The sequence below is a fragment of the Drancourtella sp. An57 genome, assembly GCF_002161525.1.
GTDB classification, from domain to species: domain Bacteria; phylum Bacillota; class Clostridia; order Lachnospirales; family Lachnospiraceae; genus Sellimonas; species Sellimonas catena.
In genome coordinates, this window is record NZ_NFHY01000005.1 from 18,572 (window position 1) to 33,154 (window position 14,583).

Consider the following 14,583-nt stretch of genomic DNA (forward strand, 5'->3'; position numbering starts at 1 on the left):
TAAAACATAGATAAAAATAAGACTGAAATGTAAAAAAAGTGTTGACAAATACGAAAACATCGTGTAGAATTATTTTTGTTGCTGAGGACAACAGATAACCAAAGCAACAGAAACAATTCTACATTGTGTGGGTTTAGCTCAGCTGGATAGAGCGTTTGGCTACGGACCAAAAGGTCGGGGGTTCGAATCCTCTAACCCACGTATAAAAGAGTTCTGATTAATCAGAACTCTTTTTTTCATTGTAAAACATTGGGGACGTGTTCCGATGCACAGGTACACGACGTAAATGAGCAAAAAATGCTCGAAACCCGCGTAAAATAAGGCAAAAACGGGATTGTCAAATTTTTTTCATCGGGGACAGGTTCCGAAACGCCGGAACACGTCCCCAAAATATTATTTTTTGCACATTCGGATCATCTGCCAGCTGTGTTTTGGGAAGAGGGCGGTGAGTTTTCCGGAATCGAGTGCTGCGTTTTGGCCGGAGACTGGCGTAACTTCCAGAGGGTGATCTTCTGTGTTGACTGCTTTTAAATTTTCGTGTGTGAGAATCTTGTGGTCAACGATTCGGTATTCAGTAAACTGGCGTAGATCACAGGAAATTTCGAGATCTTCTTCCAGGCTTTTGTTCACTGCAAAGAGTGTAAGTTCGTCGTTTTCCTGATTCCATATGAGTACTGAATCCAGGTAAGAAGCATCGCCATATGTTCTGCTTTCATATACAGGGGCGTTCACAATGGTATTCATGACTGTACCACGGCCGTATCGGCTTGTATAGAAAAAAGGATAGAAAATAGTCTGTCTCCAGGCACCTGTATCGGATGTCATGATTGGGGCGATGACATTAACCAGTTGGGCCAGACAGGCAATTTTCACCCGGTCTGCGTGTCGGAGTAAAGTAATGAGCATACTTCCGACGAGCAATGCGTCTTCAAAATTGTAAATATCCTCCAGCTGATGCGGGGCTTTGCTCCATTTTGGAAGTTTTGCGTCGGCGTCATTGGAGTGGTACCAGACATTCCACTCGTCAAAGGAAAGATTGATCTGTTTATTCGTTCGCTTTTTGGCTTTGACGCAGTCGCAAATTGAGATTACAGATGAAATAAATTGATCCATGCCTACGCTGCTGGCGAGGAAATCTGCAGTGTCACCATTTGCGTTCCCATAATATTGATGCAGGGACAGATAATCTACCTGATCATAGCACAGATCCAGCACGGTTTCTTCCCAGGAGCCAAAGGTCGGCATTTCAAGATTGGAACTTCCGCAGGCAACAGTTTCAATAGAAGGATCCAGCATTTTCATCATTCGTCCGGTTTCTTCGGCGGTACGTCCATACTCCACAGCTGTCTTGTGACCGATCTGCCATGGCCCGTCCATTTCATTTCCCAGGCACCAGAGTTTGATATGATGAGGCTTTTCGTACCCATGTTTTTTTCGAAGATCGCTGTAATATGTGCCACTTTCAAAATTACAATATTCCAGAAGATTTTTGGCATCTTCAGGACCTCTTGTTCCCAGATTGACTGCCATCATAACTTCCGTATCCGCTTTCTGTGCCCAGGTCACGAATTCATTTAGTCCAAACGCATTTGTCTCGATGACCTGCCATGCCGGATCCGGCCGGGCTGGACGCAGATCCTTCGGACCTACACCGTCTTCCCAGTGATAACCGGATACAAAATTTCCGCCAGGATACCGCACGACAGGAACCTGAAGTTCACGAACCAGTTCCAACACATCGGTACGCATTCCGTCTGTATCTGCAAAAGGACTCCCGGGCTGATAGATTCCCTCATATACAGCACGTCCAAGATGCTCAATAAAAGATCCAAAGATCCGTTTGTCGACGTCCCCGATAAGAAAATGCCTGTCCACAATAATTTCTGCTTTTTTCATTTAAAATCCTCCTCGTTCTTTTTATGCAATAGTTACGATTTCTTTCAGTGATGTTTCTGTTGAATTTTTTAGAAAATTGGAAATATAGAGCATTATAAGAACAGTATAGCATAAAAACACATAGACTAATACGGATTTCAATTCAAAGGTACACGACGTAAAAGGCTAAAAAATCCCCAAAGCCCGCATAAAATAAGGGGAAAATTGAATTATCAGATTTTTTTCATCGGGGACGGGTTCCGGTGTAGCGGAACACGTCCCCGATAATATATAATTATTCATAGTTCTGAAATATGTGATTGTATATGAGTGAAGTGATCAGGGCGGATATGGAAAATCCGCAGAACATTCCGATCAGTGTAAACAGTCCCAGTACCTGTGGAAAGTGGAGAAGGATGTAGAGTATTGTTCCGTAATACAGGAACAGGAGCAGTGTCCATGGTAAGTGGGCGATGCTGAGAAGGAGAGCATTCTGTAATGCTTTTGTTGTCGGGCTGTTAAAGTGGGATACAACCGGAAATAAATAGAGGAAAATGGCGCATAGAATCAGGGTGATCAGTATCAGGAGGATGCGCAATATGGAAAAATCGGAGCCTTGTGCATTTAATATCCGGTAGTCGTATCCAAGGAAGCAGATCATAATAAGGCAGAAGATCCAAAGGATTGTGCTCTGCCTGAAATTGGAGCGGAAAGCCTCAAAAAAGCCTTTGATGATGTATGGTTCTTTTTTTCTCACTATTTTCAGCGTGACTGTATAAAGGGAACTGATGGATGTTCCGATTGTAAAAACCGGTATACAGCTGATGATAAAAACAATATTCAGCACAACAAGATCAAAGAGTTTTCCGAGCGTCTGCATTACGATATTATCCATATTAAACAGTCGATTCATAGATTTACCTCTCTTTCCGATATAAACTGCCCGGGGACATCAGTCGCCCCGGGTATATAAATGGGTTTTACGGTAGGTGCTGGGTGAAACCCCGGTCATTTTCTTGAATACAATAGAAAAGTACTGTGAGGTATCGAACCCGGTAACAGCTGCGATATTCTGTATTGATTCGGATGTTGATGACAGAAGCTGTTTGGCCTTCTTTATTCGTTCCTGGGAAACATACTCGGACAGGCTGATTCCTGTGAGCTGCTTGAACAGTCGCGAAATGTAGGTCTCATTATAATTTACAACCCGCGAGATTGTGGCAAGATTGATGGTTTCGCTCAGGTGCTGACCGATGTAAAGTTTGATTTTTTGAATCAGCAGATTGTTTTTATCGGTTTTTTTGGAATCCTGTATCTCGAACAGGTGATGTGACAGCGAGCCAATGTAATGAAATGCTTCTTTCCATGAGGAAAAGTCATAAATGTAGTACAGTTGGTAAAGCGCAATTTTAGAAGCAAGGTGTTCCTGAAGCTGATACAGGTCAATGTAGTTTAAAAGCAGCAGGGCGATGGACATATAAATTTTGATCGCCCGAATATCATGCATGCTCCGGATGGTCGTGCATTCTTCTTCGAGTTTCTTCAAAACAGCGGCATAGTCTGTTTCGCTTCCCTGATATAAGGAAAATGTCAGTTCCTGAAGAAGACGATCGATTTCGGTCCGTTCAATATAGTCCCCGGAATGCAGGAATAATGAGGAAGGCTCATCATCCAGAATGTTGACCGAGGAATAGATCAAAGGAGCCTTGGTGATAAAAGAGTCCGCATACTGCTGCAACGTGTAAAAGTTTTTGTATATGTTTTCCCAGTCTGAGGCGGCAGGATAAAGCACAACTGTCACATGGCGGTGCAGGGTATCCGTACAATAATCACTGAAATCATTTGCCAGAGACTCCAGCAGGTCGAATTCGGAAGCAAGGGACGGGTCAAAAGAGGGCTGAAACAGCCACAGCAAGGTACCCTGTTCCAGATCCAACATGGAATAGTGGAATTTATTGACGCACAGCCGGTCCATGAGCTGCAGATATTCCAGCGTTGTCCTGGAATGAATCCGGTATTTTTCCTGAAATGTACGATGATGGATCTGGGTGTACATCAGGAAAACGGGCGAGTTCAGATCAAGTGGAAATTCTGAGAAACTGATCTGAAGAGACTGGATAATTTTATCAATACTTCCACCTGAAAAAATCTCTTTTAAAATGGTTTGCTGCAGCAGATGGGAGAGAAGCATGGACTTCTGACTTGCTGTAGACAACAGATGAAGTTTGGCGGCTTCCGACTGAATTTCCCGGATTGCAGAAAATACTTCATCCCAAATGACCTCATCACTTTCCGTTTTCAGGAGATAGCGGGAGTGGTCAAGCTTGTCAGCAGCATAAATGTGTTCAAAATTATCAAATGCCGTAAGAAAAATGAAACGGCAGTCGGGATAATATCCGGCGATGCCGGAGGCGGTATCAATGCCGGATAATCCGGGCATGTGAATATCCAGCAGCGCCAGATCAATTTTCATGGTCTTTGCAAGATCCATCGCTTCGATTCCCGAGTAACATTTATAAACTTCAAGATCCTCGCCCGCATGTTCTAAAATCAGTGCGGCGAGATAATTTACAATATAGTGTTCATCATCAACGATCAGCAGTTTCATTTGTAAGATCCCCCTTTATTTTTTTGTCCAGTGTAATGGAAACTTTCAGCCCGCCGAGTGAAGAACGCGACACGTGAAGAGAATCATGGGTATTGGAGAAAATGATCAGCCGGCGCTGAATGTTCAGGATACCGGACATTTCAAGATCATAACCGGGTTCTCTGACTTTCATCAGATTTTGTGTAAGCTGCCGGAGCTTCTGGTCCGTAAGCTCTTCACCGTTGTCCTCAATATCAATTCTCAGCAGATCTCCGGATGGATAAAAGCAGACCTGACAGATTCCGTCTTTGATTTTATTTGCAAGCCCATAATTAAACGCGTTTTCCAGAATCGGCTGTAATATCAGTTTCGGAACAACGATGGACTCAAAGCCGTCAGGGAGCTGTTCAAAATCAATCCGTATACGTCCGGCAAAACGAAGCCCCTGTATATATGCATAGTTTTTTGCATGTTCATATTCTTCGGCGAGCGGGACATGATCCATGCTGTTCCTGGTAAGATAGCGGAAATAAAGGCCAAGCGCATTTGCGATATTCTGTGCATCTTCCATATTTTCCGTCTGAATCATACGCTGAAGCATGAAAAAACTGTTATATAGGAAATGTGGATTGATCTGTGCCTGGAGCTGTTTCAGTTCGGCTTTTTGCAGCAGCAGTTTCTGGGTATAGTCTTTTTCAATGAGCTGGCTCAGCTTTTTCGTCATTTCATTGAAAGCATGATATAAATAGGCAAAATCCGGGCTGTTCAGGTTTTCAATCTGCACTTTAAAATTTCCTTTTTCTACTTCGCGGAACGCATTGATCAGCTGGACAAGCGGTCTGTGGACAAGGCGGTAGATTTCCACGAAGAAGACAATGCAGGCAATCGAGATCAACAGCAGAAAAAGCAGATGCAGCAAAGGCGTCATGCTTGCAGCGCTTATGATGTCTGTTGTTGGAATTAAGCGGATATACTGGAAGGAGATATCCGGCATTTCGTAAACGAATGCGTAATACTCCGCGCCGTCCAGAGTGATGACCTCACAGGGAAAACTGCCTTTGGATCCGGAGAACTGTTTTGACATGTCCCGTAATTCATCCTCCATACTGCTGTCCATATTGGACAGTGAGAACTGCGTTCCGATTGTGAAAAGGTAATGCTCATTCTCATAGGAAATGTTATTCTTCATATAGGAATCAAGATCATTTACGGAAAGCACAAATATAAGTCCGTAGGAGGCGTTTGAAAACGGCATCAGGCAGCAGGCAAGTTCGTCCTGTCCGGTGAGCGGGTTCTGATAATAGTGAAATACACCTGTTTCCTGAGAAATTTCTTTGAGAGTACCGCTTTCTTCTTCTGTGATAGTGGTAAAACTTCCAAGCTGATATCCGTCTGAATTGTACATAACTTTCTGGTTTTCAAAGAAAACATGGGCGGACTGGCAGAATGGAAGCGAAAGTGCGGCTGAGGAAAGTTCTTCTCTCAAAAGATTGATCTGGACTGATCTCTGGTAGGTAGACAGACCGGACAGACCATTTGCAAATGTCTGGAGATTAGACTGGCGCACAAGGGTGAATCCGGATCCGTAAATGGTATACAGAGAATTATTCAGATGCGAGATATAGGTTGTATTGTTGGAATCTATGGAAGAAAGAACCTGTTTTCTCAAAATCTGATTGCTGTACTGGAGTGTGAAAAACCATACAATAATCAATGGAAAAACGAGACATAAAAACAGGATGACAATTTTTTTCAGCAATGTATTATTTCGTTTCATTTGGTCCACTCCTTTGATGCTTTCTTATAATAAATGTAGTATATCATGAAAAGGAAACGATTCAATTTGGAAAAGTTATAAAATATTGCGATCTGTATAAAAATATGCTTGTTATATATTTAACTGACAATAAATTATAAAAAAGAAAAGAATTTATATGGTTATTTTCCGCAGGACTCGTGATAATAGAGAAAACCTGACGATCATAAAGAAATGGAGGAGTGAAAATGAAAAAAAGAAAAAAAGTACTTGCAGTCTTGTTGACCGGATGTATGATGGCAGGTTTGCTGGCCGGTTGTATGGAACAGGGAACCGGTGGAGGTTCATCCAAATCCAGTAAAGAAGCCGTAGAGATTCCGGAAGATCCGTGGGATCCATATGAGGAGACGGTGACGATCAGTACAGTTCTTCCTGAAAATGCGGGAATCCAGTTTGCGGAAGGAGACAGTTATGATGACAACCCGTGGTATCGTGCGTATAAGGACTGGTTTAACATTGAGGTTGTAAATGACTGGGTAAGTAATGATTACGATACAAAACTGAATCTGACCATTGCTGATAAGAGTATTCCGGATGTGTTCTGTGTTGACGCACAACAGCTTCGTCAGCTGAAAGAAGCGGATATGATCTACGACCTGACAGATCTTTTTGATGAATATGCATCGGATCTTCTGAAAGGCTATATGGAACAGGAGAGTGCTACATTTGAAACCGGACATCTGGACGGAAAGCTGTATGGAATTCCACAGCTGTCCTATGGAATTATCGACCAACCGAACCAGATCTGGATCAGAAAGGACTGGAAAGAGAATCTGAAGCTGGAAGATCCTCAGACGATGGATGATGTCATTGCGATTGCAAAGGCGTTCCAGGAAAACTACGGAGGATATGGCCTGACAGAAAATCAGGATCTTACATGTTTTAAGATGCTTGCAGTTGCATGGGGAGCACATCCGGATATCTGGGTGGAAACAGCCGATGGCTCTCTTGGATACGGCTCTGTACAGCCGGAGATGAAAGAAGCGCTGGAGGCGTATACACAGTGGTACAAAGACGGAATTGTAGATCCGGAGTTCACTACAAAAGATCTGGAAAAAATGCTGGAAGGCGAAATCAGCGAACAGACAGGTGTCAGCCCGTACTATCAGTATTGGGGATACGATCCGGGCCCGAGTGTCGTACAGAATCTCGGAACAGACGCAATCTTTGAACCGTATAAGATTCCGTCGGCTAACGGTGAAGAAGTTCTTGCAAATGTTACATTTGCAAACTATGGCTATATTGTAGTAAGCAAAGACTGCAAGAATCCAGAAGCAGTGCTGAAGCTCCTTAACTTCTACGCACATGTCATGGATGAAGGAGATCAGGAAGATACTGACTTTATCAACGAACTGTTTGGAAACGCATATACAAATATTCCGTATGCTCTCCGTGTCATCAATCCGGATACAGACTACAATCAGTTTATCAAAGTTACCGATACACTTGCGGTAAGTCTGGACGAAGATCCTGCATCACTTGGCAAAGACGGAGTAAAATACTCCAACTGTGTAGACTTTATCAAAGAAGGTGCATCTACAGGAGTAGGAGATTATCTGCAGCAGGGCGGACCAAAATCGGCATATCGTATTTCCAAGGAGATTATCGATAACGAAGAATATATTCGTGACGCTATGTGGGGACCTCAGACAGAGACACTTCTGAGTGCAGGAAGTACATTGGATGATATCCTGATCGAAGGATTTACCAAAATTATTGTAGGAGAAGAAAGCATTGACTATTTTGATACACTGGTAGCTGACTGGGAGAGCGCAGGCGGTGCAAAGGCGACAGAAGAAATCAATGAAACCTATGGAAACAACTAAGAAGGTGGGCGTATGAAAAAATTAAAAAGACAATGGCAGTATCATCTCATGCTGCTTCCGGGCGTGATTTTGATCTTCATATTCGCATATATCCCGCTTTACGGGGTGATTATCGCATTCGAAGATTACAACCCGGCGCTTGGTTTTTCATCCCCATGGGTCGGTCTGAAAAATTTCGAATATATTTTCAGCCAGCCGGCTTTCCTGAGAACAATCTGGAACACGTTCTTTATTGCGGTGGCAAAGCTGATCGGAGGAATTGTCGTACCGGTTTTCTTCGCACTGCTGCTCAATGAACTGGTTTCCAACAGACTGAAACGAATTTTTCAGACCTTGATTTACATTCCAAACTTTTTGTCCTGGGTTATTATGGCCGGAGTTTTAATCGATATTCTTTCTAATACAGGAGTGATCAATCAGTTCCTTGGAATTTTTGGAGTCGGTCCGGTTAATTTTCTTGGGAATGCATCTATTTTCCCGTGGACAATGATCGTGACAGATATCTGGAAAGGTTTTGGATTCGGGACAGTTGTATATCTGGCCGCATTGACCAGTATTGATCCGGGGCTGTATGAATCGGCGATTCTGGACGGAGCGACAAGATGGCAGCAGATCCGTTATATTACGCTTCCGCTTTTGATGCCTACCATTATCCTGATGCTGGTGCTTGCTCTTGGAAATGTGCTGAATGCAGGATTTGACCAGATTTACAACCTGTATTCACCGATTGTTTACCAGACCGGGGATATTATTGATACATATGTATACCGTCTTGGTATCGAGCAGGCACAGTACTCGGTCGGAGCCGCTATCGGCCTGTTTAAATCTGCCGTTTCTGCAGTACTGGTACTGACATCCTACATTCTTGCTGACAAGTGTGCAGGATATAAGATTTTCTAGGAGGGATGAGATGCAGTATAAGACAAAAGGAAATAAAATTTTTAACTTTGTAAATATTTTTATTCTGACGATTGTATCGCTGACCTGTATCCTTCCGTTTATCAATCTGCTGGCAATTTCCTTTAGTGACAGTGCGGCGGTTTCTGCGGGAGCGGTAGGATTTGTTCCGGTGAACTTCACTTTGAGCGCATATGAGTATGCGCTCAAAGGAGGAAAGTTTTTAAGAGCTCTTTTAATCTCGTTTGAGAGAGTATTTCTGGGAGTGGGGATTAATCTGATCCTCATGATTCTTACGGCATACCCCCTGTCGAAGACAAAAAAACAGGTCACAGGAAGAAGCGTCTATATGGTTTATTTTGTCATTACCATGCTTGTTTCAGGAGGAATGATTCCAACTTATCTGGTTGTAACAGGGCTTGGACTGAAAGATACAATCTGGGCGCTTGTGCTTCCGGGGGCGGTACCGGTTTATAACATGATTATCCTGATGAATTTTATGAGAGGAATCCCGGAAGAGATTGAAGAGGCAGCTGCTATTGACGGGGCAAGTCCGTTCCAGATTCTGGTGAAAGTTCTGCTTCCGGTCTTGAAGCCGGCACTTGCAACCGTGGGGCTGTTTTGTATTGTAACGCACTGGAATGACTGGTTCAGCGGAATGATTTATATGAACAATCCGAACAACTATCCTTTGCAGACCTATCTGCAGACTCTGCTGCAGAGTTTCGAACAGTTGCTTCGATCTGCCCAGGGTTCGGATATTCAGGCGTTGCTGATTCAGATGGATGCCAGAACCGGAAGAGCAGCACAGCTGTTCTTGGGAGCAATCCCGGTTATGATTATCTATCCGTTTCTTCAGAAATACTTCACAAAAGGTTTGGTCCTTGGAAGTGTAAAAGGTTAAAAGACAGAATCGGCATGCGAGGTGAAAGATGAGGCAGATTTATGTAAAAGAGTTCGGGATCATGCCCGGAGATGAGAAAGAAACAACCCTGAAACTGAGAAAGATGCTGCAGGAAATACAGAAAGAAGAAAAGCTGGAAATCCGTTTTGAAAAGGGAATCTACCATTTTTATCCGGATTATGCAGGAGAAAAACTGCTGTACATATCGAACCACGATGAAGACACCATAAAAAAGGTGGCATTTGATTTGAGCGGGATGAAACAGGTCAAAATCAGCGGGACGGATACGCAGTTTCTGTTCCACACGGATATTCTGCCGTTCCATATTGACAGATGCAGGGAGATCTGTATTGAAGGGATCACAATTGACTATGCACGAACCGGATATTCAGAAGGTAAAATTGTAGAAGTGACGGACAAAAAGATGCTTCTTGAGATCAATCGGGAGGAGTATCCGTACCAGGTCATTCACGGGAACATTTTTTTTGAAGAGGAAAATGGAATTGACGAACTATATTGCGGATGTCTGGAAATGGATGCCAAACGTTGTGCACCGGTCTGGCGGGGGCAGGATATCAGCTTTAACAGGCCTTATCAGTCTTCTTATGGAGCTTTCTTTCAAGAAGCAGGGGAGAATCTGGTGGAAATCAGTCTTACAGGGGGGCAGAAGTTTCCCGAAACATCAAAGTCGGGGAATATTCTGATCCTGCGGCATCACTGGAGGACGCATCCGTGCTTTTATCTTACAGACAGCGCAGATGTAACATTAAGACATATTACGATTTATCACTGTACCGGGATGGCAGTCATATCACAGTTTACAAACAATATTACAATCGAACAGGTGGATATACGAAGACACCCGGTAAAGAAGAGAATGTTTACGGCGACAGCGGATGGATTTCATTTTGTGTATGCCGGTGGAAAAATTCAGATCAAAGACTGCCTGGTGGAAAATCAGCTGGATGACCCGGTTAATATTCACGGAATCTACGGAAGAATTCATAAGGTGCTTAACAAAAAAGAAGTCATTGTGGAACTCGTGGAAGGTATGCAAAAAGGAGTAAAACTGGGACAGCCGGGAGAACTATTTGGGATCATTGACAACCGGACGATGCTGGAAAAGGAAAGAGCAGAAGTCTGTGAAGTTACGATGCTGAATAAAGATTTTCAGTATATCGCCTTTCGAGATGAGATGGAATCTCTGACACAGGGGTTTGTAGTAGAGAATAAATCCTATGCGCCGGATGTATTGATTGAGGGCTGTACATTTCGAAACAACCGGGCGAGGGGGCTTCTGCTAACAACCGCGGGGCAGGTGATTGTGCGGAAGAACCGGTTTGAAACACCGGGAGCGGCTATTTTGATCGAAGGAGACTCTAATTATTGGTTTGAGTCAGGAGCGACGAAGTATATTCTTCTAGAGGAGAATGAGTTTATCAACTGTGCGTATGTTCCCCAATGGGGAAGTGCACCGATTCAGGTATCCCCAAGTGCCGGGATCTGGGAAGAAGGACAGAGATACCATCAGTATCTGGAAGTAAGGAAGAATCTCTTTCGATGCTTTGACAACCGCCTGGTTTACGCGGTTAATCTGGAAACACTGATTTTTCAGGATAACAAAATAGAAAAAACAGATCAGTTTCCGCCGATTGCGGGCGAGGCATTTAAGCTGGACGGAGTACTAAAGTTTCAGACAGATTATTATGGATAAAGGAGAACATCATGGGTGAAAAAATCAGAATCGGACTGATCGGACTGGGATGCAGAGGAGCAATGCTTCTGGAGGATGTCTTTCTCAATCATGAGGATGCAGTGATCAGTGCAGTGTGCGATGTATATGAAGACCGATGTGAAAAAGCGGCAAAACTGATCGTGGAGAAGACAGGAAAGGAGCCGTATCAGACTACGGATTACAGGAAGATATATGAATGTTCCGATATTGACGCGGTTATTTTGTGCAGCTCCTGGGAATCACATATCCGTCTGGCCATCGAGGCGATGGAAGCAGGAAAACCGGTCGGTTGTGAAGTAGGAGGCGCCTACTCGATTCAGGAATGCTGGAGACTGGTTGAAACGTATGAGAAAACGGGAACGCCGATTATGTTGCTGGAAAACTGCTGCTATGGGCGGGACGAGATGATGGCATACCATATGGTAAAAAAGGGCGTGTTTGGAAAAATTGTCCACTGTGCCGGAGGATATATGCATGATTTGAGAAAAGAAGTCGCTTACGGGAAAGAAGAACGGCATTACAGACTGAGAAATTATCTTCACCGTAATACAGAAAATTATCCGACCCACGAACTGGGACCGATTGCACGGATTCTTGGAATTAACCATGGAAACCGTATGGTGTCACTGACATCCATGGCGTCGAAAGCGGAAGGACTGGAAGAGTATATCAAAAAAGAAAAGCCGGATGATCAGGAACTTCGTGCAGTCAGATTTCAACAGGGAGATATCGTCACGACACTGATTAAATGTGCAAATGGTGAAACGATTACACTGAAACTGGACACGACTCTTCCAAGGTATTATTCCAGAGGATTTTTTGTGCAGGGAACAAAAGGACTGTTCAATGAGGAGAATGGATCGATTTTTCTGGATGGAGAACATGAGAAGTATGATTTCTCCTGGAAGGATCAATGGGGAAACATCGAAACTTACAGAGAAACATATGAACACCCTGTGTGGAGACGCTATCTGGAAGAAGGAGTAAAGCGTGGACACGGAGGAATGGACTGGCTTGTCTTCTGTGATTTTGTAGAAGCCATCAGAGACCATAAACCGATGCCGATTGATGTATATGATATGGCATCATGGATGAGCATTTCGACATTGGCGGAACAGTCTATTACACTTGGAAGCCAGCCGGTAGCAGTACCGGATTTTACAAACGGCGCATGGATGACGCGATAAATACATGAAATACTGAAGGGCACAGTTGAAAAGCTGTGCCTGTTTTTTTACAATAAAAGAAATGAAAAACGGGAGGAAACAATGGAACAGAAAAAAGAGATGTATGAAATAAGACTTGTAAGTTCTCTGGAGAAAGTTTTTCCGGAGGAAAGGCCGGTTTATCGTCCGGAGTGTATGAAGTTGACTTGCCTGAAGGGGGAAACGATTTCTTTTCAGGCTGCCTGTACGAGTACAGACTCGGAGCGGTGCCGGGTAACAGTGCAGGTAGAATCAGAGATTAAGGATCTGATCCGTGTCAGACAGGTGGAAAATGTACCGGTATGTAAGGCATGCGGAAACAGGACAGATGATAACTACCTGAAAACAAAAGCGGGCTTATATCCGGATCTGTTAAGAGAACTGGAAAATAATGAGACATATATCTACCCTCAGCAATGGAGGAGTTTCTGGATTGATATTGAAACGAGAGAAGATGTTTTGGCCGGAGTATATCCTGTTACGATTATCTTAACGAAAGGACAGGAAAAACTGACGGAAGCAAAGACAACGGTTACTATATACAATGCGGTACTTCCAAAGCAGAAGATCCTGCACACAGAATGGTTTTATGCGGACTGTCTTGCGGATTACTATCATGTACCGGTCTTTTCGGAAGAACACTGGAAGATTATGGAAAACTATATCCGGGAGTATGTAAAACGCGGCGGCAATATGATTCTCACACCGATTTTTACACCGGCGCTTGATACGGCCATCGGGCATGAGCGGACGACAACACAGCTCCTCGATATTGAAGTGAAATCAGGAGAGTATCACTTTGGGTTTGAAAAACTGAAACGCTGGGTCGATCTTTGCAGAAGCTGCGGCATTCAGTATTTTGAAATGAGCCATCTTTTCTCCCAGTGGGGAGCCGCATACGCGCCAAAAGTGGTTGCACTCAAAGATGGAAAAGAGGAGAAAATCTTTGGATGGCATACACCGGCATCAGGAAAGTATACAGACTTTCTGCATGTGCTGCTTCCGCAGCTTACGGGAAAGCTGAAAGAATGGGGGATCGCTGAGGTAACCTGGTTTCATCTGTCCGACGAACCACGAGAGGAAGATCTGGATAGTTACCGTGCGGCGAGAGAATCTATTGAAGACCTGCTGGACGGATTTCATACGATGGACGCACTTTCGGACTATAAATTTTATGAACACGGATTCGTTGAGCAGCCGGTTCCGGCAAATGATGCGATTCAAGAATTCCTGAACCACGGAGTAGAAAATCTGTGGACTTATTATTGTGTGTCGCAGTCTTATGAGGTGAGTAACCGATTTATGGCAATGCCGTCTCTCCGTAACCGGATTTACGGGTTGCAGCTTTATAAATACCGGATTGCCGGAATTCTGCACTGGGGTTATAATTTTTATAACAGTCAGTATTCTTTGGAAAAACTGAATCCGTATCAGGTGACAGACGCAGGGGGATGTTTTGCGGCGGGAGATCCGTTCCTTGTTTATCCGGGAACAGACGGGTATCCGGAGGAATCCATTCGCATGATGGTGCTGGAAGAGGCGCTTCAGGATCTGCGCGCATGTGAACTTCTTGAATCTCTGGCAGGACGTGAAACTGTCATGGAATGCATAGAGGAGAATCTGGCAGAGCCTCTGACATTTACATGTTTCCCGAAAACAGACTATTATCTGATTGCTCTGAGGAACCGGATTAACCGAGAAATCGCAAAACGGATTTAGTCCATAACTATAGATAAAG

The 14,583-nt window shown here is 43.8% G+C and carries 10 protein-coding genes and 1 tRNA gene; 7 read left to right on the forward strand and 4 right to left on the reverse strand.

The genetic code is table 11. The annotated features are described in order from the left end of the window. Positions 1 to 127: 127 nt before the first annotated feature. Positions 128 to 201 (forward strand) — tRNA-Arg (locus B5G11_RS05145). 192 nt (positions 202 to 393) lie between these two features. Here B5G11_RS05145 and B5G11_RS05150 read toward each other — a convergent pair. From B5G11_RS05150 to B5G11_RS05165, 4 genes are all read right to left on the reverse strand, one after another. Then, positions 394 to 1,896 carry an alpha-N-arabinofuranosidase gene (locus B5G11_RS05150; protein ID WP_087252413.1) on the reverse strand — a complete coding sequence of 501 codons (1,503 nt, stop codon included), beginning with the start codon at positions 1,894 to 1,896 and terminating at the stop codon, positions 394 to 396. 274 nt (positions 1,897 to 2,170) lie between these two features. Further along, positions 2,171 to 2,788: a YesL family protein gene (locus tag B5G11_RS05155; protein WP_087252414.1), complete on the reverse strand. Its 618-nt coding sequence runs from the start codon at positions 2,786 to 2,788 to the stop codon at positions 2,171 to 2,173. A gap of 39 nt (positions 2,789 to 2,827) precedes the next feature. Beyond that, on the reverse strand, positions 2,828 to 4,483 hold the full coding sequence (locus B5G11_RS05160; RefSeq protein ID WP_087252415.1) for a helix-turn-helix domain-containing protein: 1,656 nt from the start codon (positions 4,481 to 4,483) through the stop codon (positions 2,828 to 2,830). Further along, entirely contained in the window at positions 4,464 to 6,239 is a 1,776-nt protein-coding gene (locus B5G11_RS05165; RefSeq protein WP_087252416.1) for a histidine kinase, read from the reverse strand. The genes B5G11_RS05160 and B5G11_RS05165 overlap by 20 nt, the downstream gene beginning before the upstream one ends. A 227-nt stretch (positions 6,240 to 6,466) precedes the next feature. Between B5G11_RS05165 and B5G11_RS05170 the strand changes: the two genes are divergently transcribed. The 6 genes from B5G11_RS05170 to B5G11_RS05195 all read left to right on the forward strand — a co-directional run bounded on the left by B5G11_RS05170 (position 6,467) and on the right by B5G11_RS05195 (position 14,564). Then, entirely contained in the window at positions 6,467 to 8,104 is a 1,638-nt protein-coding gene (locus tag B5G11_RS05170) for an extracellular solute-binding protein (protein ID WP_087252417.1), read from the forward strand. A 12-nt stretch (positions 8,105 to 8,116) separates the two neighbouring features. Beyond that, positions 8,117 to 9,004, forward strand: a complete 888-nt coding sequence (locus B5G11_RS05175; protein ID WP_087252418.1) for an ABC transporter permease subunit — start codon at positions 8,117 to 8,119, stop codon at positions 9,002 to 9,004. A 10-nt stretch (positions 9,005 to 9,014) separates the two neighbouring features. Then, positions 9,015 to 9,905 (forward strand): carbohydrate ABC transporter permease, encoded by an 891-nt coding sequence (locus B5G11_RS05180; RefSeq protein ID WP_087252419.1) that lies wholly within the window; start codon positions 9,015 to 9,017, stop codon positions 9,903 to 9,905. 28 nt (positions 9,906 to 9,933) lie between these two features. Continuing rightward, complete coding sequence (locus tag B5G11_RS05185) at positions 9,934 to 11,619, forward strand: right-handed parallel beta-helix repeat-containing protein (RefSeq protein ID WP_087252420.1); 1,686 nt, start codon at positions 9,934 to 9,936, stop codon at positions 11,617 to 11,619. Positions 11,620 to 11,630: 11 nt separating this feature from the next. Beyond that, positions 11,631 to 12,827: a Gfo/Idh/MocA family oxidoreductase gene (locus B5G11_RS05190; protein ID WP_087252421.1), complete on the forward strand. Its 1,197-nt coding sequence runs from the start codon at positions 11,631 to 11,633 to the stop codon at positions 12,825 to 12,827. 81 nt (positions 12,828 to 12,908) lie between these two features. After that, entirely contained in the window at positions 12,909 to 14,564 is a 1,656-nt protein-coding gene (locus tag B5G11_RS05195) for a DUF4091 domain-containing protein (RefSeq protein ID WP_087252422.1), read from the forward strand. Positions 14,565 to 14,583: the final 19 nt, after the last annotated feature.

What these genes read in the sequence shown, in the direction of transcription:
- B5G11_RS05150 (WP_087252413.1), bottom strand. Translation starts at nt 1,896, where the DNA reads ATGAAAAAAGCAGAAATTATTGTGGACAGGCATTTTCTTATCGGGGAC.
- B5G11_RS05155 (WP_087252414.1), bottom strand. Translation starts at nt 2,788, where the DNA reads ATGAATCGACTGTTTAATATGGATAATATCGTAATGCAGACGCTCGGA.
- B5G11_RS05160 (WP_087252415.1), bottom strand. Translation starts at nt 4,483, where the DNA reads ATGAAACTGCTGATCGTTGATGATGAACACTATATTGTAAATTATCTC.
- B5G11_RS05165 (WP_087252416.1), bottom strand. Translation starts at nt 6,239, where the DNA reads ATGAAACGAAATAATACATTGCTGAAAAAAATTGTCATCCTGTTTTTA.
- B5G11_RS05170 (WP_087252417.1), top strand. Translation starts at nt 6,467, where the DNA reads ATGAAAAAAAGAAAAAAAGTACTTGCAGTCTTGTTGACCGGATGTATG.
- B5G11_RS05175 (WP_087252418.1), top strand. Translation starts at nt 8,117, where the DNA reads ATGAAAAAATTAAAAAGACAATGGCAGTATCATCTCATGCTGCTTCCG.
- B5G11_RS05180 (WP_087252419.1), top strand. Translation starts at nt 9,015, where the DNA reads ATGCAGTATAAGACAAAAGGAAATAAAATTTTTAACTTTGTAAATATT.
- B5G11_RS05185 (WP_087252420.1), top strand. Translation starts at nt 9,934, where the DNA reads ATGAGGCAGATTTATGTAAAAGAGTTCGGGATCATGCCCGGAGATGAG.
- B5G11_RS05190 (WP_087252421.1), top strand. Translation starts at nt 11,631, where the DNA reads ATGGGTGAAAAAATCAGAATCGGACTGATCGGACTGGGATGCAGAGGA.
- B5G11_RS05195 (WP_087252422.1), top strand. Translation starts at nt 12,909, where the DNA reads ATGGAACAGAAAAAAGAGATGTATGAAATAAGACTTGTAAGTTCTCTG.